Origin of the sequence: Paracoccus laeviglucosivorans, from assembly GCF_900182695.1 — a bacterium.
GTDB classification, from domain to species: domain Bacteria; phylum Pseudomonadota; class Alphaproteobacteria; order Rhodobacterales; family Rhodobacteraceae; genus Paracoccus; species Paracoccus laeviglucosivorans.
Window position 1 is genome coordinate 1 of sequence record NZ_FXTK01000034.1, and the last position, 16,849, is coordinate 16,849.

Genomic DNA, 16,849 nt, shown 5'->3' on the forward strand with positions numbered 1-16,849 from the left:
CCGCGCTGCTGCTGTCGGCTTTTGCCGCGCCCGCAATGGCGGCGACTGTCGTGGGCTTGTCGGGCGACAACGAATTGCACTGGCTGGACACGGAAAGCTGGACCCGCACCGGCGGCGTCACCGTATCGGGCGTCGAAGGGCGTCTGCTGGGGATCGACGTGCGCCCGGCGGATGGCAAGCTTTACGGGGTCTTCACGGATGGAACGCTGGCCACGATCGACCCCCAGACCGGTGCGGCGACCAAGGTCAGCACCTTGGCCACCAAGCTGGCTGACGGCGTTTCGGCGACGGTCGATTTCAACCCGGCTGCCGACAAGCTGCGCGTCATGGGCAGCGACGGCACCAGCCTGCGCGTGACCGTCGATACAGGCGAGGTGGTCACCGATGGCAGCCACGCCTATGCCGACGGCACGACGCCGAACGTGATCGCGGGTGCCTATACCAATTCCCACAAGGGCACCGAGAAGACGCAGCTTTTCAACATTGACGGCGCAGCGGGCTGGCTGGTTCTGCAAGACCCGCCGAATGACGGCAAGCTGAACCCGGTGGGCGACATCGGCGTGAAGCCGACCGAGGCCGGGTTCGACATCGCCTCCGACGGTAAGGGCGGCAATGAGGCATGGCTGGTCGTCGATGGCGGCTTCCATTCGGTCAATCTGGAAACCGGTGCGACCACCGAGGCCGGCAGGATCGACGGCGCGAACGTGCGCGATATTGCCATACTCCCTGCGATGTAGTCTTGGCGGCGATTTGTTGACTTAACGAGTGTGCGATCCGGGGGCCTGGCTTTCCGGATCGCATGGTTTCATGCTTGCCTGTGGGCGGTGCGACCGGAAAAGCGGGATCACAGGTTGTAACGGCTTGCCGGATGCCGTTGCATTGACCTATGGCCAGAAACCGGTTGGTCGGGGGGGAATTGCGGGCAAGCGGCGCAAAGCGGGGGTGTCATGAACGATATTATGAACCTGATCGGCCGGGTGCTGGTCGCGCTTCTGTTCATCGGGGGCGCGGCGCAGAAGATGACCGACCCCGTGCCGGTTCAGACGATGCTGATCTCGGTCGGGCTGGCGGCTTGGTGGGTCTGGCCTTTGGCAGCGGCGAATCTGGTCGCGGGTCTTGCGCTGGTCCTTGGCCCGCGCGTCCGGGTTTTCGCGATCCTGCTTGCGCTGTATTGCGTGGTGACCAGCTATTTCCACTGGCAGCTGCGTGCCGATCCCTGGCAGGTGACGATCTTTGTCAAGAACTGGGCCATCGCCGGGGGGCTGCTGATCCTTGCCGCGCAAGGGCCGGGACGATGGGTCTGGCGCCGCTAGCTGCGCGGTGATGGCCGTGCCTTTGCTGTCGCAGGTTCGGCCATAGGCAGCCAACGACAATGGCCTGCCTTTAGTTTGCCTCCTTAGAGAATCCGTCCCTATTGGCCTCCAAATGAAGCGCGAGGATGACGCCCGCAAAGCGCAGCAGAAGGCGCACCGGTTTGCCACCCCGCCCGCCGCGCCCATGGGCAAAAAATGCACGTCAGGGAAGCGAACCGGTTGATCCGCGATGCGGTCGTTAAAGATCCCGGCGATTTCATCTATCTGATTTCGACGCGTGATCCTATTGCCCGCTTCGTTTCATCTTTCAATTGGGACAAGCACAACGTTTACCTAAGCCGCCCGAATGCAGTGGCGAAGGTTAAGCAGTGGTTTGAGGAATTTCCAACGATCGACGCGCTGGCCCGTGCTTTGTCCTATGCAGACCCGCAGAAAGCGCAGCGCGCGCTGCATTTCTCGCGCTTCGGGCACATGGGCAAGGGCCCTGCATGGTATACGCCGCTGGACCTGATCCCATTGCTGCCAAAGGACCGGACATTCCTTGTCGAAACAGAAAATTTCGCGACAGATATCCAGAACTTTGTTTGGTCGGCGAATCCCGCGCTGCACGGAATGCCGGTCAAAGTCTTCCATGACAAGAGCGATTTCACGGCAGGCTATAGCGACGCCAAAGAACTGTTTCCAAAGAACCTGTCCATGGAAGGCCGTCGCAATCTGCGCATTCTGCTGAACGAAGACGTTCTGGCATGGTCAAAGTTGCGGCAGGATTTTCGCAGGCCGGTGGCGTAGACGCGAAGCTGGAGAAGCGAAACGTCACTAGCAGGCGCCGGCCCATTGCCGACGGTCAAGCCGACAGATCTGCTGCCCTGCGGCTTACCCGAAGCGGTCATTCGTCGGACGCGCAGCGAAAGGCCCGCTTTGATGTCTCGGGTTGGGACATTCCTGCCATTCAGCACAGGCAGGGAAACCCTTCACCTTCGAGAGCGCAGTTGATGACCGCAGCCGTGTCCGCTCGACATCCAAAAAACGACCGGCATCACTCTGTCTATCGTTTTTCGTGATAATTCGTCAGCCGTGGTCCTGGCTGGCCGCAAGCTGTGCCCGAAGCTGATCCATCAGCGCACGGATGCGTTTGGGAAGCTGTTGGCGCGTGGGGTAAACGGCCCAGATGCCAAGTCCGCCAGGGTTGGCATCGGACAACTCGATCCTTTCCAGACTTCCATCCTCCAGACATTGCCAGACATCCCAATAGGTCATCATGCCGATCCCCGCGCCTTCGATGCAGGCCGCGCGCACCGCCTCGACGCTGCTGGTCGCGAACGGTCCCGTTACGCGAACCATCCGGGTTTCGCCCCCTATCTCCAGCGGCCAAGCGGACATGCCGTGCAGGGTCAGGCAGGGGTGGGCGACCAGATCCGCCGTCGTCGCGGGCTTGCCGAACCGCCGGATATAGTTTGGTGCGGCGCAAAGGATGCGCGGGTTCGGCGCAAGCTGCGTCGCCACGAGCTCCGTGGATTCAAGCGGCGAGACGCGGATCGCAATGTCCAGACCCGAGCCGACGATATCCACGATCCCGTCCGTCAGCGTCAGATCCACCTTCAGTAAGGGGTTGTCCGCCATCAGCCGCGTCAGCGCCGGAACGATCAACGAGCGTCCGATCAGGTTCGGCGCCGTCACCTTCAGCACCCCGCGCAGCCCGCTTTCCCCCGTCACCATCGCGGCAAGGGCGGCGTCATGTGTTTCCAGCAGCGTCGTGGCATAGGGCAGGAACGCTTCGCCCTCGGGGGTCAGAGAGACGGACCGCGTGGTGCGGTGGAACAGCCGCACGCCCAGTTCATCCTCAAGACTGGCAAGGCGTCGGCTGACCGTCATCGCGGGCAGGCCAAGCTGCCGCGCCGCCGCCGACAGCGTGCCAAGCGTCGCGATTTTCTTGAACAGGGAAACGTTGGCGATATCCATGATTGTAACGCTAGAGGTTATTCAGCTTAGCGTCCAGCCTCACTTCTGGCGGGTTGCTCCACCGGCTAAATCCCTTGGCGTGACCCAATCGAGGATTACCCAATGACCGCCAGACAGAAGCTGCTCGAAGCCACGCGCAGCGGCAACCTTGCGACCAAGAACCGCTTCGGGGTTGCCCCGATGACCCGCGTAACCGCGACCGAGGACGGCCGCGCGACCGAGACGATGACCCGCTATTATGAACGTTTCGCACGCGGCGGCTTCGGTCTGGTCGTCACAGAAGGCATCTACACCGATCAGGCCCATTCGCAGGGATACGTCTTCCAGCCCGGCATCACGGATGAGGCGCAGGCGCGCTCGTGGCAGCCGCTGGTCAAGGGCATCCAGTCGCACGGATCGCTGGCTATCGCGCAGATCATGCATGCAGGCGGCATCTCGCAAGGCAACCGCTTCCGCGACACCACCGTTGCGCCGTCCGCGATCCTGCCCAAAGGGCAGCAGATGGCGTTCTATTACGGCAAAGACGGCTATGCGATGCCGACCGAAATCACCGAGGCGCAGATCGCCGAAGTCATCAAGGGCTTTGCCGACTCCGCCGCCCGCGCGGTGGAGATCGCAGGCTTCGACGGGATCGAGATCCACGGCGCGAACGGCTACCTGCTGGACCAGTTCCTGACCAACTATACCAACACCCGCACCGACCAGTATGGCGGCAGCACGGAAAACCGCATCCGTCTGGCGGTGGAGGTCGTGAAGGCCGCCCGCGCCCGCGTCGGTTCAGGCGTTCCTGTCGGCATCCGCATTTCGCAGGCGAAGGTCAACGACTATCATCACAAATGGGCGAATGGCGAAGCCGATGCCGCGATCATCTTCGGCGCGCTGGCCGAGGCGGGGGTGGACTTCATCCACGTCACCGAGTTCGAAGCATGGCAGCCCGCCTTTGGCGAGGGCACTCCGACCCTGGTGCATCTGGCGAAGACATACGCGCCCAACGCGCTGATCATTGCCAATGGCAGCCTGCATGACACGGAAAAGGCAGAGGCGGTGATCGCGGACGGCGCGGACATCGTGACCATTGGGCGCGGCGCGCTGGCGAATCCTGACCTGCCGATCCGTCTCGCCGAGGCAAGCGAGCTGCGCGAATTCGATCCCGCGATCCTCGGCCCCATCGCCGACATCAAGGACAGCGAGCTGGCGCTTTGACACAGAACTTGCCCGCGCAAGCTGCGCGGGTAACACCCCCCGCGCCCGCTTGGAAAGCGACGGCTATCATGACGATAACAATGAATGACGGCTCCGCTCATTCTTCAGCGCAGTTCCGGGCGCTACCCGAAAGGCATCATCGCGATCTTTCAGAAGGCGAACCATGTCGATGAGGTTCGGGTTCGGGACAAGCCCACCTGACAAAAGCTGAACGGCGCTCAGGTTTCCTGTATTCTTGTAGAGCCGGGCGACTTTCGTTCGCATCGAATGGCTGCATCCCGAAGGATGCGGGCATACTGGCGGTTCGAAAGGTGCTCGCTGGCATGAAGGCGGCTCGGCCATAGACATTTACTGCCGATCATCTCGGGGTCGGCGATCCAACGCTCAAGCAACTGTCATGAGGTCTCGGTGATCTCGAAGCGGACGGGTTTTCCGGTCTTGCTCTGCGTCACCGACGCACGATCTTTTGCTCTGCCGGCGACAAAGACCTCTCGGACCTTCAGACAAACAGGATCACATCCCCTGATGTTTGCTGTCGATGGCCATATCGAACAAGGCGCGATCACGCTTGTTGCCGGACATTCCGCGACGAACCCGGATCAATCCATCCCAAGCCTGTCCTGACAAAATATCAGGAATGAAATCCTTGGTCTGAGAATTGAACGAAGAAGATCCAGGATGAACACCCTCGCACCGCTGGCGTCGGTGCGAACGGAAAACTAGATTGCATTTTATTGTTCCATTGTGCATAAGTGCAGAAGGTCGCTTAGTCCGACTCATGGGAGGAATTCATGACATATTTACACTCCAAGCTTGTTGCAGCTTGGCTGACGGCCGCTGTCGCAGTGCTTCCTGCCGCCTTGCCTGCGCAGGCGCAGGACCTTGAGCTGACCATCACCGCTCCTGCCGGCGCGGGCGGTGGCTGGGATTCGGCTGCGCGTTCGTTGCAGGACGTGATGATGTCGACAGGGGCCGCACGCAGCGTTCAGGTCATCAACGTTCCGGGCGCGGGCGGAACGGTGGGCTTGGCCCAGTTCGTTCAAAGCGCCGAGGGCAGCCCGAACCAGATGCTGGTCGGCGGGATCACCATGGTCGGCGCGATCATCACAAACGACGCACCTTACGATCTGACGAAGGTCACACCGATAGCCCGGCTGACGGGCGATCCGCTGGTCATCGTGGTTCCGTCATCCTCGCCCTACAAGACGATGGCGGACCTGATCGAAGGCATCAAGAAGGACGTGGGCCGGACGATCTGGGCGGGTGGCTCTGCTGGCGGGGCCGACCATATCCTGGCGGCACTGGTGACCCAGGCTGCAGGCGAAGACCCCGCCAAGGTCAACTATGTCGCCTATTCGGGCGGCGGCGAGTCCTTGGCCGCGATGCTGGGTGGTCAGGTCACGGCGGGCGTTTCCGGTTACGGCGAATGGCAGGGCCAGATCGAGTCCGGCGACCTCCGCGCGCTGGCAATCTCCTACCCCGAACCAATCGAAGGTATCGAAGCCAAGCCTTTGAAAGAGCAAGGCTATGACATCGAGCTGGTCAACTGGCGCGGCATCTTCGCTGGTCCCGGCATAAGCGATGCCGACAAGGCTACGCTTTCGGCCGCTGTCGAAAAAACCGTCAAGTCGCCCGAATGGCAGGAGCTTATAAAGGCGCGCGGATGGGCCGATTATTACGCATCGTCCGACGAGTTCGCGACGTTCATCGCTACGGAAACCGACCGCGTTCACGCCATCCTTTCGTCCATCGGTCTAGCGCAATGACTGTTGCGGGGGCGGCAGCGCCCTCGCACCTCAAAAAGGGGTAAAACGTGTCCACACCGACAGCCAGCCGCCTACATAGGCCAACGCTCGTCATCGGCATCGGGCTTTTCGCCATTGCCGCGATCACCTGGCACGACGCGGCGAACATGAAAATTCGCGCAAGCTACGGCATGGGAGCTGATGCGGCGTCGTATTTCATATCGATCTTCCTTGGCCTGCTTGGGCTGGGTCATTTGATCTCGGCATTCCGTAGACAGACCGACCCAGAGCCTTCGGATTGGAAGGCCGTGTTATGGGTCAGCCTTGGCTTGCTTAGCCTGATCGCAGCGTTGTGGTTCGATCTGGGCTTCGTCTTGGGGTCGACGCTTCTGTTCTGCTTCACTGCACGGGCCTTTGGTCGCAAGGCGCTGCTTGCCGACATCGTTTTGGGATTTGTGATTGCGACCGGAATTTTCCTTCTGTTCAACAAGGTTCTGACCCTTGGCTTGCCCATGGGTCCGTTCGAGCGACTGTTCTGAGGGGCTCGCAATGGAATCTCTGATCTATCTGATGCAAGGGTTCGGCACGGCGCTGGATCCCGCCAATCTTATGTTCGCAGCGGTCGGCGTCATTCTTGGCACCGCAGTCGGCGTCCTGCCCGGCATCGGGCCTGCGCTTACGGTCGCTTTGCTTTTACCGGTCACGTTCAAGCTGGACCCTGGCGGTTCTTTGATCATGTTCGCGGGCATCTATTACGGCGGCATGTATGGCGGCTCGACAACGGCGATCCTGCTGAATACGCCGGGGGAAAGCGCCTCCGTTGTGACCGCGCTGGAAGGCAACCAGATGGCACGTCGCGGGCGCGGCGGGCCTGCATTGGCGACGGCGGCCATAGGATCCTTCGTCGCGGCACTGATCGCGACCGCAGGACTTGCGTTTTTCGCGCCGCTTCTGGTGAAGGTTGCCGTCAAATTCGGGCCCTGGGATTATTTCGGCCTTATGCTGATCGCATTCGTCACCGTGTCTGCCACATTCGGATCATCGCCGTTGCGCGGTTTGACCAGCCTTGGCATCGGGCTATGGCTTGGCCTGATCGGCATCGACCAGTTGACGGGGCAGACGCGCCTGTCCTTCGGCGTGCCCAACCTGCTGGACGGCATCGAGGTCACCACGCTTGCCGTCGGCCTGTTCGCCATCGGGGAAGCGCTGTTCGTTGCCTCGCGCCATCTTTTCAACGATGAAAAACCCATGGCGATCAAAGGTTCGATCTGGATGTCGCGCGAGGATTGGAAGCGGTCTTGGAAACCGTGGCTGCGCGGAACCGCCGTAGGCTTTCCCATCGGCGCCCTGCCGGCCGGTGGCGCCGAGATCCCGACCTTCATGAGCTATACGATGGAGCGCAAGCTGTCGTCGAAGCCCGAGGAATTCGGCAAAGGCGCAATCGAAGGCGTCGCCGGACCCGAGGCCGCGAACAACGCGTCTGCCGCTGGGACACTGGTTCCGCTGCTTACCTTGGGCCTGCCAACATCCGCCACGGCGGCGGTGATGCTTGCGGGTTTCCAGCAATATAACCTGCAACCAGGCCCGCTGCTTTTCGTGCAGCATCCTGCCTTGGTGTGGGGTCTTGTGGCGTCGCTGTTCATTGCCAATGTCATGTTGCTGGTATTGAATCTGCCGCTAGTTGGACTTTGGGTGCGTTTGCTGAAGATCCCGCTACCGTGGCTCTACGCAGGAATCCTGGTTTTCGCCTGCATGGGCACGATCGCCGCGAACCCTTCGGTGATCGAGTTGATGATGCTTGTAGGCTTCGGCTTTCTGGGCTTCGTGATGCGGCGATACGACTATCCCATTGCTCCGGTTGTCGTCGGGCTGATCTTGGGGCCGATGGCGGACAGCCAGCTGCGCCGCGCACTTCAGATGAGCCTGGGCGATCCGATGATCCTGCTGCAGCATCCGGGCTCGGCCATCATGATCGCGATTGCATCGATCGCGCTGCTCGCGCCCTTCTTCTTCCGTGGCCTGTCGAAGTTCCGGCAAGACGAAGACTAAGCGGACAAAAGTTCGACGGGGGGCGTGATCCATTCGGGTTGCGCCCCCTTGTGCGTTATCCGGCCAAACTAGATATTGTGTATGTCACAAAGGAGCAGTTATGGCGCGCGTCAGCCTATCGCCTCAGATCATGGCCCAGATTGTCGAGCACGCGCGTTCTCAGAACATGCTGGCGGGGCAACATCTGCCAGCGCAGTTGCTGGCCGATAACTTCCGGGTCTCGCGCCAGCCGATCGTCAGTGCGCTCAAGAAATTGGAAGAGATGGGCATCGTCGAATCCGCGCCCAATCGCGGCTACTTCCTGACCTGCAACGCCGATGAAATCCCCGAGATGGACAACGACGCGGCCAAGGATGACGAGGTATATTTTGCGATTGCATCCGATCGTTTGGCTGGACGACTGCACGATCGGCTAAGCGAAAACGAGCTGATGCGGCTTTATGGGATTACCCGCGGGCGGCTTTTGCGGGTGCTGCACCAGATTTCGGACGAAGGCTGGGTAGAACGGCTGCCCGGCAACGGCTGGGAGTTCCGCGAGATTCTGACCTCGCGCAAGGCATACTTCGACGCCTACCAGTTCCGCGCATCGATTGAGATGCAGGCTCTGCTGTTGCCAAGTTTCCAGATCGACGAAGCCGCTTTCACAGATGCCCGGCGCCACCAGCAGGAACTGCTTGCAAGCTATGAAAGTGAGAACCGGAAAAAGATCTTCGGCACGAATGTCGAGTTCCACGAGATGCTGATGACCTGCGCAAACAACGACTTCTTCCTTGATGCCGTGCGACGCGTAAACCGTGTTCGGCGCCTGATGGAATACAGCATAGCAAGCGACCGATCCCGTATGCCGCAACAATGTCGCGAGCATCTTCAGATACTTGAACTGATCGAACAGCGCGATATGCAAGCGGCTTCGACATTTCTATACCGCCACATCCGCGAAGCTTGCCGGATCAAGGCCGCGCTGATTGCTTAATTGCATTTCATAATTAAATAATGCTATTCGTCCTTCAGCTACTTGGAGGACGCTATGCAGCCTGTCAGCACGATTCGCATTGATGGTCGTGAAATGAAGTTCATCGATCTGCCAGCATCCGCTGGCGATGATCTGGCCCGGCTTCCGCATATCCACCGGCTTTTGCTTGAGAATGTTCTGCGCACCTCGGCGGACGATGCCATGACGTCGCGGGCGGCAATCCTCGACTGGCTTGCAAGTGGGGGCAGCGAACGGGAAATCGCCTTCCTGCCCAGCCGCGTGCTGATGCATGACACCACCTGCGGCCCCGCGCTGGTTGACATCGCCGCCATGCGATCGGCCTTGGCCGAGGCAGGGCATGACCCGGCACTGCTGAACCCGGTATTGCAGGTCGATGTTTCAACCGACCATTCGCTGGCGGTCGATGCCTATGCCGTTCCCGGCGCGATGCAGCGCAACATCGCCAACGAATACCGTCGCAACGCCGAGCGGTATGAGTTCATGAAATGGGCCACGAACAGCCTGTCGAATTTCCGTGTCCATCCGCCCGGCACCGGCATCATGCATACGCTGAACCTGGAACGGCTGGCGACCATCGTGACCGAGCGTGACGGCTGGCTGATCCCCGATACGCTGATCGGCACCGACAGCCACACGCCGATGATCAACGGCATCGGCGTTCTGGCCTGGGGCGTTGGCGGGATCGAGGCGGAAAGCGTGTTCTTCGGCATGCCCGTCATGCTGCGCGTGCCCGATGTGGTGGGGGTGCGGCTGACAGGCCGGTTGCGCGACGGTGTGACGGCGACCGATCTGGCGCTGACCGTGACGGAACATCTGCGCCGCGTCGATCTTGCCGATCGGTTCGTGGAATTCTTCGGTCCCGGCGTCTCGACGCTTTCGGCGGGCGACCGGGCGGTCGTGGCCAATATGACGCCGGAATTCGGCGCGAATTCGGGCTATTTCCCGGTCGATGCCGCCAGCGTCACCTATCTGCGGCAAACCGGCCGGTCCGCCAGCCATTGCGCCATGGTCGAGGCGTATTGCCGCCGCCAGGGCCTGTGGTTCGACCCGGACCAGAACCCGGTCTTTACCAATACCGTCGATCTGGACCTGTCGCAGGTCGAGGTCAGCGTCGCCGGCCCCCGGCGTCCACAGGACCGCATCACCGCCTCGGCCACCGCCGCCGCGACCCATGCGATGCGCGGTGCGCCCGTGCCCACACCCGAGGGGCAGGCACCGGACGGCGCGGTGGCAATCGCGGCGATCACCAGTTGCACCAACACCTCGGACCCGCGCCTACTGGTCGCGGCGGGGTTGGTTGCACGCAAGGCGCGGGCGCTGGGGCTGAAACCGCCGGCCTATGTGAAAACCTCGATGGCGCCGGGATCGCCGACGGCGCAGCGCTATCTGGAACGCGCCGGTCTGCTGGCGGACCTTGAGGCGGTGGGCTTTGGCATCGTTGGTTATGGCTGCACGACCTGCATCGGCAATTCCGGCCCGTTGCCGGAAACTGCGGTGCAGGCGCAGGCGGCGGGCCGCCTGCAAGTCGCGGTCCTGTCGGGCAATCGCAATTTCCCCGGTCGCGTCCATCCGCAGCTTGAGGCTGGCTTTCTGGCCTCGCCGCCGCTTGTCGTGGCATTCGCCCTGGCGGGCGATGTGGAACGCGACATCCTGCATGATGACATCGCGCCGGGCGTCCGCCTGTCCGACCTTTGGCCCACCGGCGCCGAGATCGACGCGGCACTGGCCCTTGCCACCGATGCAGGGGACTATGCGGTCGCCTATGATCAGGCCGAGGCAAGCGAGTTGTGGCGCGACCTGAAGGCCCCCGATACGGCGCTTTTCCCATGGGACGCGGCCTCGACCTATATCCGCCGCCCGCCTTTCGCCGATTTTCCCCGCGCGCGTCCGACCCGGATCAGCGCGACGGCGATTCTGGTGCTGGGCGACGATATCACGACCGACCACATCTCGCCCGCCGGGGCCATCTCGGCCCGCAGCGAGGCGGGGGATTACCTGACCGCACGGGGCGAAAGCGCGGATGATCTGAACGTGTTTTCCTCGCGTCGCGGGAACTGGGAGGCGATGCTGCGCGGCCTGTTCACCAACAAATCCGTGCGCAACCTGCTGGGCGAGGCCATCCCACCGGGCAGCACCGTTCTGCCGGATGGGCAAGTGCTGCCGCTATGGCGCGCTGCGGAATTCTATCGCGAACAGCAGGTTCCCGTGGTGATCGTCGCGGGTGAGCGTTACGGCATGGGATCGTCGCGCGACTGGGCAGCCAAGGGCGCGGCCTTGCTGGGGACGCGGGCGGTGCTGGCCACCAGCTTCGAACGCATCCACCGCGCGAACCTGATCGGCATGGGCGTTGTGCCGATCCGCTTGCCCCAAGGCGTTACGCCCCAGACGTTGAAGCTTGGCATGGGGGACACGATCGAACTCTCGCTTAATCCGGCCGATCTTGCACCGCGAGGCGCGATTGAATTTCAGGTCATCCGCGCAGACAACACTGCTGAGCGATTTTCTGGGACGCTTGCCATCGAAACGAGTCTTGAGGTCAACACACTGAGTAAGGGTGGCCTGATGCCGTTAATTTTGGAAAATGCCGTTAACGCATATGAGCAGCACAGGTCAGCAGTTTGCTGACATAGCAACAAGTGCGGTTCCCGCGTTTTTCAATCAGCAGCACGGTCTTGCCTTCGTCGGCGGTACGCGCGACCGACCCGCGCGCGGTCAAGCTTTTTTGACACGTCAGGATATTGCCCGCCCTGAACAACGCAGGACGCAACCAAACGATAGACAAATCCGCTTAGGGGAACTTTCCGCCATTCCGTGCCGTTCCGCGTAACCGTCGGAGAGCACGCATGACACAGGCCCAGGTTCTTTCGTTTTCCATCCTGGGTGCGATGATGCTGCTCTTTATCTGGGGCAAGCTGCGTTACGATCTGGTGGCAATGCTGGCGCTTCTGGCCTCGCTGGTGGCGGGGACGGTCGCGCCTGACGAGGCGTTCAAGGGCTTCAGCGACGATATCGTCATTATCGTTGGCAGCGCGCTGGTCGTCAGCGCGACCATCGCGCGCTCTGGCATGATCGAGACCGCGATCCGCTGGGTCGCCCGGCGCGTCACCCGAGTGCGCTGGCAGCTGACCGTTCTTGTCGGCTCGGTCACCGTGCTGTCGGCCTTGGTCAAGAACATCGGCGCGCTGGCCATGCTGATGCCTGCGGCGTTTCGCATGGCCAAGGGTTCTGGAGCATCGCCATCGGTCTTTCTGATGCCGATGGCCTTCGGCTCGCTTCTTGGGGGGCTGATCACGCTGGTCGGTACCTCGCCCAATATCATCGTGTCACGCGTGCGCGAAGAAATCACCGGCGAGCCGTTTCGCATGTTCGACTATGCGCCCGTGGGTCTTGGGCTGTCGCTGATGGGGATGGTGTTCTTGCGCTTTGCCTATCGCTTGATCCCGGCAGAGCGCCGCGCCGCGCCGACGCTGGACGAGGCGGTGGGGATCAGCGACTACAACACCGAAGCGACGGTGCCGGAAAAGTCCAAGGTCGAGGGGCGGACGATTTCGGACCTGCTGGGGATCGTGGATGGCGGGCTGGTGGTCACCGGGCTGGTTCGCGACGACAAGCGCCGTAACGCGACTCTACCCGAAACCGTCCTTATGGCGGGCGACACACTGCTGCTGCGCGGTGAACCCGACGCGCTGGACCGTGCCGTCAGCGCTGCCGGATTGCAGCTGACGCGCCAGAACGAAGACGCCAAGCCCGAGGCATCGGGCATCATCGAAACCGTCGTGCTGCCGCCTTCGATCCTGGTCGGGCGCAGCGCGGAGCAGATCGGACTTTACGACCGCCATGGCATCAACCTGATCGCCATATCGCGGTCCGGCCACCGGATGAGCGAACGCTTGGGCGCGACCACACTGGCCGCGGGCGATGTGCTGCTCGTGCAAGGCCAGACGGCAGCCTTGCCAGAGGTGATGGAGACGTTGGGCCTGTTGCCGCTGGCCGAGCGCAGCATCCGGCTGGGCAGCGTCCGCCGGGAAATTCTGCCGCTGGCGATCCTTGTCATCGCCATGGGGATGACTGCGGCCAGCATCGTGCCGGTCGCTGTCGCATTTTTTGGCGCGGCGGTGATGATGATGGCCACCGGAGCAATCAGTCCACGTGACGCCTATGAAAGCGTGGAATGGCCGATCCTTGTGATGCTGGGCGCGCTGATCCCGGTCAGCGAGGCGTTGCAGACCACCGGCGGCACCGACCTGATCGGGGCATGGCTTTCGAACGCAGCAACCGGCCTGCCGGCATGGGCCGCGCTTGCGGTCATCATGATCGCTGCGATGGCCGTGACGCCGTTTCTGAACAATGCAGCGACCGTGCTGGTCATGGCCCCCATCGCCGCGACTTTTGCCGGACAGCTGGGCTTTAAGCCCGATGCCTTCCTGATGGCGGTGGCTGTTGGCGCGGGGTGCGACTTCCTCACACCCATCGGGCATCAGTGCAACACGCTGGTGATGGGGCCGGGGGGCTATCGCTTCGGTGACTACGCCCGCTTGGGCGCGCCGCTATCGCTGCTTGTCTTGCTGGTCGGCGTGCCGCTGATCCTGTTCGTCTGGGGTGCATAGCGCGAGGCTGGGAAGGCGCAAAGGCCCGCGCACCGCCGAATGCGGCATTGCAGGCGTCCGACGCGACCCGAGCCGCGCAAGTCAGCGGAACCCGATCCAGCCGAATAGCGAGTCCGAACCCATGCCGCCTTACAGGCAGATATGTCGGAACCAGCATGAAATCCGTGCGGCACTGGAACAATGCGCTGCATTTACCATACGGACATATGAAACCGCCTCGAAACAAACGAGGTGGCAAATACTGATCGCCACAGCAACCACGCGATCCGGGCAGCCGGATTCTCGAGAGCACCAGTGCGAAAGGAAAGATCCGCGATACGGCACGGCAATTGGCGGAACGCTATTAGTAGTTCGCTGAGGAGGCGCGTATTGCCACTGACCGGGTCGCGACAGAGGCGTTTCTGCAGTCCGCGGAACACTATACCCGTATCAGCCAGCCTCTGGCGCACACCTTGCCGCACCGCGAGCGTGCCCAACGACCGGCAGAGGCTCGGCTTCTCAAGTCAGCCGCCGGAAGCAATCGCAGTTTTGCAGATCGATCCGCACACTCGGGCAGAACTGGGAACGTCTCAAGAGGTCCAAACGCAAAAGACTGTCTTCCAACGGTGAAATGCAGTGACCTCAAGGCGAGGCGTCGCAAGGGTGCGCAAATGCCGTCACGGCGTGCGGTTGCGATGGATGCGCTGAGCGGGTTGCGGCCCAGAAAGGATACACGTTAGACCAGCTTGGCCTTGAGCTGAGACAATAGCCACAAGGTTGCTGCGCACCACGACCGATCCGCAGCGGGGAATGCTGCAGCGGAACAGAAACGAGACTCATTGATGCGGTATCATAATACCTTATAATTCGTCTTATGTAACCCACCTTGCGAAGACTCATGCGACACAAACACCAAGCCTGATCATGTCAATGAACATGGCGCAAAGGTATTGCTGGTTGCCACAGGAGTTTCCTTCCCGTCTACGCAAATCCGCGCAGGGCTATGGGCGGTGTTACACAAATCGGGTGATGGCCGAGTCTGCGTTTTAAGGAGCTGCGCGTTGCCCTCATAGGTCGGGCAATCCTATGTGATCGCCACTGACCGCCGCGCCCCCAAAGAACGCTGCGCCAGAGCTATCTTTGCGACGAAAAATTTTGCTTGAGATAGGCAAGTATCAGTTCTTTGGTTTCGGGGTCCGGTTCGGCCATTCCCTGCGCTTCGACCATCCAGCGCCAAAGCTCATCCCAGCGATGATCTGTGACACGCTGCTGTTGGATGATCTGGACTGAATGGCACGCGACGCATTGGTAATAGGTTTCCTCGGCACCTGCACCCGCTGGCAGCCCGTCGAACTCTTGTTCTGCGGCCTGTGGTTTGCCTGCGTCGGCCTTGGCGACGATCGCGGTCATGGGGTCGTGGGGATCGGCCCCAGCGGGCCGCCCCGATAGAATCTCCATCGGATCAGGCAGGGTGTGGGCGAGCGTCGGACCTGCGGTCAACAGCATCAAGGGCAAGGCAAGGCGGGGAATAAGATTGATCATGACACCCCCCGTTCAGGCCAGCGCAGCAAGCGCGATGCGGTGCTGGATGTTGTTGGCATAGCCTCGCGGGTTCCATGCAGGCGAAAGCGGCGGCTGGCTGATCCCGTCCTGATCCGTCGCTCGGACCCAGACCTCATAATAGCCATGCTGCGGCATCGTCAGTTTGGCGTGCCAACGCTGCCAGGCGAAGCGGTTGGCCGCCGGTTGCAGATCCGCTTTTTGCCAGGATTGTCCATAGTCCAGCGAAACATGCACCGCAGCCACATCCCCCTTGCCGCACCATGCATGCCCACGGATTTCTGTCGCGTCGCCAGCTTTCACCTCGGCTCCGGTCTGTGGAAAGGTGATCAGGGATTTGACCGGCATGGCTTCAAGGATGATCATGTCCTCATCCGGGACCTCGGTCCCCGGCGCGACTGGATAGGCAGGAATGCGATAAGAATCCCCGGTCATTTTTGCGCCGTCATGTTCTTTATCGCGCAACCATATCCGGTTCAGGTATTTCTGCGAAACCGATGCAGGATAGCCCGGAACGATCAACCGCAGCGGAAAACCATGCAACGCGGACAGCGGCGCGCCGTTCATCGCCCAAGCGATGATCGCATCGTCCTCCATCGCCTTCCTGATCGGCACCCCGCGCGAAATGACCTCTTTCTGATCGTCACCGCTCAGGTGCACGTCATTGCCGTAATGCCCGGTATAGACCGCGCTTGGTTTGACCCCTGCGGCGCGCAGCACATCGGCCAGCCGCACCCCCGTCCATTCCGGGCATCCGACAGCCCCCATCGTCCATTGGTTGCCCGAGGTGCCCGGCTGAAAGAACGCCCGCCCATTACCGCCGCATTCGATGACCAGTCTGCGCGTCACATTCTCGAATTGGGATTTCAGGTCAGCGATGGTCAGGTTAAGCGGGTTTTCCACCTCGCCGTCGATGGTCAGCGTCCAACCCTCGGCGTCCTGATCCAGCGCGGTTTGCGGCACAAGGCCGTTCATCCGCACAAACAGCCGTTCATAGGGCGTGATCTCGTCATCCAGCAGATGCGCGGGCGTTTCCGCGTTCAGCGGTCGGTCGCCCAGCACAAGCAATCCCTGTTTGTCCTGCATCAGGTCGAAACCGCTGTCCTGAGCGTGGGCCTGTGTCACGAACCCCGCCGCCAGATTGCCATCCATCCGAACCGTCGTGCCCAGCATAATTCCTAAGGCGGTCAACCCGCTTGTCTTCAGAAAGCCGCGGCGGGCGGTGGAAATGTCGTCAGAATGCCGGTTTTCAGTATCCTGGATCGGGTCGGTCATTCATCTTCCTCCTGATAATATCATTATAAATCAGATACCTGACATATTCACGGTAATAGCTGCTGTATTTACGATGTCTTGGGTTGAGCATGCGCGGGAGAGGTCGTTTGCGGGCTTTGCGAGGCCTTGCAGGATGGGGCCGATGGCGGTCAGGCCGCCCAGGCG

General features: G+C 61.5%; 14 protein-coding genes and 1 pseudogene. 11 read left to right on the top strand and 4 right to left on the bottom strand.

All coding sequences use genetic code 11. From position 1 onward, the window contains the following. From FN835_RS19615 to FN835_RS19625, 3 genes are all read left to right on the top strand, one after another. Positions 1 to 737, top strand: a 737-nt coding sequence (locus tag FN835_RS19615; protein WP_221930493.1) for a DUF4394 domain-containing protein, incomplete at its 5' end; no start/stop codon positions are given. Positions 738 to 947: 210 nt separating this feature from the next. Beyond that, a complete protein-coding gene (locus tag FN835_RS19620) occupies positions 948 to 1,313 on the top strand; it encodes a DoxX family protein (protein WP_142664934.1) in 366 nt (121 codons plus the stop codon). A gap of 195 nt (positions 1,314 to 1,508) precedes the next feature. Further along, entirely contained in the window at positions 1,509 to 2,102 is a 594-nt protein-coding gene (locus FN835_RS19625) for a hypothetical protein (RefSeq protein WP_142664935.1), read from the top strand. A gap of 279 nt (positions 2,103 to 2,381) precedes the next feature. Here FN835_RS19625 and FN835_RS19630 read toward each other — a convergent pair whose 3' ends face one another. After that, positions 2,382 to 3,272, bottom strand: coding sequence for a LysR family transcriptional regulator (locus FN835_RS19630; protein WP_142664936.1), 891 nt, complete (start codon positions 3,270 to 3,272; stop codon positions 2,382 to 2,384). Positions 3,273 to 3,374: 102 nt separating this feature from the next. Here FN835_RS19630 and FN835_RS19635 point away from each other — a divergent pair, with 102 nt between their 5' ends. From FN835_RS19635 to FN835_RS21920, 8 genes and pseudogenes are all read left to right on the top strand, one after another. Further along, complete coding sequence (locus FN835_RS19635) at positions 3,375 to 4,475, top strand: NADH:flavin oxidoreductase (RefSeq protein ID WP_142664937.1); 1,101 nt, start codon at positions 3,375 to 3,377, stop codon at positions 4,473 to 4,475. A 791-nt stretch (positions 4,476 to 5,266) separates the two neighbouring features. Further along, on the top strand, positions 5,267 to 6,241 hold the full coding sequence (locus tag FN835_RS19645) for a Bug family tripartite tricarboxylate transporter substrate binding protein (RefSeq protein WP_142664938.1): 975 nt from the start codon (positions 5,267 to 5,269) through the stop codon (positions 6,239 to 6,241). A 47-nt stretch (positions 6,242 to 6,288) separates the two neighbouring features. Continuing rightward, entirely contained in the window at positions 6,289 to 6,759 is a 471-nt protein-coding gene (locus tag FN835_RS19650) for a tripartite tricarboxylate transporter TctB family protein (protein ID WP_142664939.1), read from the top strand. A 10-nt stretch (positions 6,760 to 6,769) separates the two neighbouring features. Continuing rightward, a complete protein-coding gene (locus FN835_RS19655) occupies positions 6,770 to 8,269 on the top strand; it encodes a tripartite tricarboxylate transporter permease (protein WP_142664940.1) in 1,500 nt (499 codons plus the stop codon). Between the two features lie 100 nt (positions 8,270 to 8,369). Next, positions 8,370 to 9,242 (top strand): GntR family transcriptional regulator, encoded by an 873-nt coding sequence (locus tag FN835_RS19660; RefSeq protein WP_142664941.1) that lies wholly within the window; start codon positions 8,370 to 8,372, stop codon positions 9,240 to 9,242. 93 nt (positions 9,243 to 9,335) lie between these two features. After that, complete coding sequence (acnA, locus tag FN835_RS19665; RefSeq protein ID WP_246098823.1) at positions 9,336 to 11,888, top strand: aconitate hydratase AcnA; 2,553 nt, start codon at positions 9,336 to 9,338, stop codon at positions 11,886 to 11,888. Between the two features lie 218 nt (positions 11,889 to 12,106). Beyond that, positions 12,107 to 13,870 carry an SLC13 family permease gene (locus tag FN835_RS19670; protein ID WP_142664943.1) on the top strand — a complete coding sequence of 588 codons (1,764 nt, stop codon included), beginning with the start codon at positions 12,107 to 12,109 and terminating at the stop codon, positions 13,868 to 13,870. Positions 13,871 to 14,235: 365 nt separating this feature from the next. Then, positions 14,236 to 14,589, top strand: a pseudogene (locus FN835_RS21920) (hypothetical protein); the annotation flags it as partial. Between the two features lie 394 nt (positions 14,590 to 14,983). On the opposite strand, the gene FN835_RS19680 reads toward FN835_RS21920, so the two are convergent. From FN835_RS19680 to FN835_RS19690, 3 genes are all read right to left on the bottom strand, one after another. Then, on the bottom strand, positions 14,984 to 15,391 hold the full coding sequence (locus FN835_RS19680; RefSeq protein ID WP_142664944.1) for a cytochrome C-552: 408 nt from the start codon (positions 15,389 to 15,391) through the stop codon (positions 14,984 to 14,986). Positions 15,392 to 15,403: 12 nt separating this feature from the next. After that, positions 15,404 to 16,684: a sulfite oxidase gene (locus tag FN835_RS19685; RefSeq protein ID WP_142664945.1), complete on the bottom strand. Its 1,281-nt coding sequence runs from the start codon at positions 16,682 to 16,684 to the stop codon at positions 15,404 to 15,406. Between the two features lie 30 nt (positions 16,685 to 16,714). Then, the coding region (locus FN835_RS19690) for a phosphate acyltransferase (RefSeq protein WP_281285426.1) at positions 16,715 to 16,849 on the bottom strand (135 nt) is incomplete at its 5' end.

Coding starts and splice junctions, on each gene's coding strand:
- FN835_RS19620 (WP_142664934.1), top strand. CDS start 948: ATGAACGATATTATGAACCTGATCGGCCGGGTGCTGGTCGCGCTTCTG.
- FN835_RS19625 (WP_142664935.1), top strand. CDS start 1,509: ATGCACGTCAGGGAAGCGAACCGGTTGATCCGCGATGCGGTCGTTAAA.
- FN835_RS19630 (WP_142664936.1), bottom strand. CDS start 3,272: ATGGATATCGCCAACGTTTCCCTGTTCAAGAAAATCGCGACGCTTGGC.
- FN835_RS19635 (WP_142664937.1), top strand. CDS start 3,375: ATGACCGCCAGACAGAAGCTGCTCGAAGCCACGCGCAGCGGCAACCTT.
- FN835_RS19645 (WP_142664938.1), top strand. CDS start 5,267: ATGACATATTTACACTCCAAGCTTGTTGCAGCTTGGCTGACGGCCGCT.
- FN835_RS19655 (WP_142664940.1), top strand. CDS start 6,770: ATGGAATCTCTGATCTATCTGATGCAAGGGTTCGGCACGGCGCTGGAT.
- FN835_RS19660 (WP_142664941.1), top strand. CDS start 8,370: ATGGCGCGCGTCAGCCTATCGCCTCAGATCATGGCCCAGATTGTCGAG.
- acnA (WP_246098823.1), top strand. CDS start 9,336: ATGAAGTTCATCGATCTGCCAGCATCCGCTGGCGATGATCTGGCCCGG.
- FN835_RS19670 (WP_142664943.1), top strand. CDS start 12,107: ATGACACAGGCCCAGGTTCTTTCGTTTTCCATCCTGGGTGCGATGATG.
- FN835_RS19680 (WP_142664944.1), bottom strand. CDS start 15,391: ATGATCAATCTTATTCCCCGCCTTGCCTTGCCCTTGATGCTGTTGACC.
- FN835_RS19685 (WP_142664945.1), bottom strand. CDS start 16,684: ATGACCGACCCGATCCAGGATACTGAAAACCGGCATTCTGACGACATT.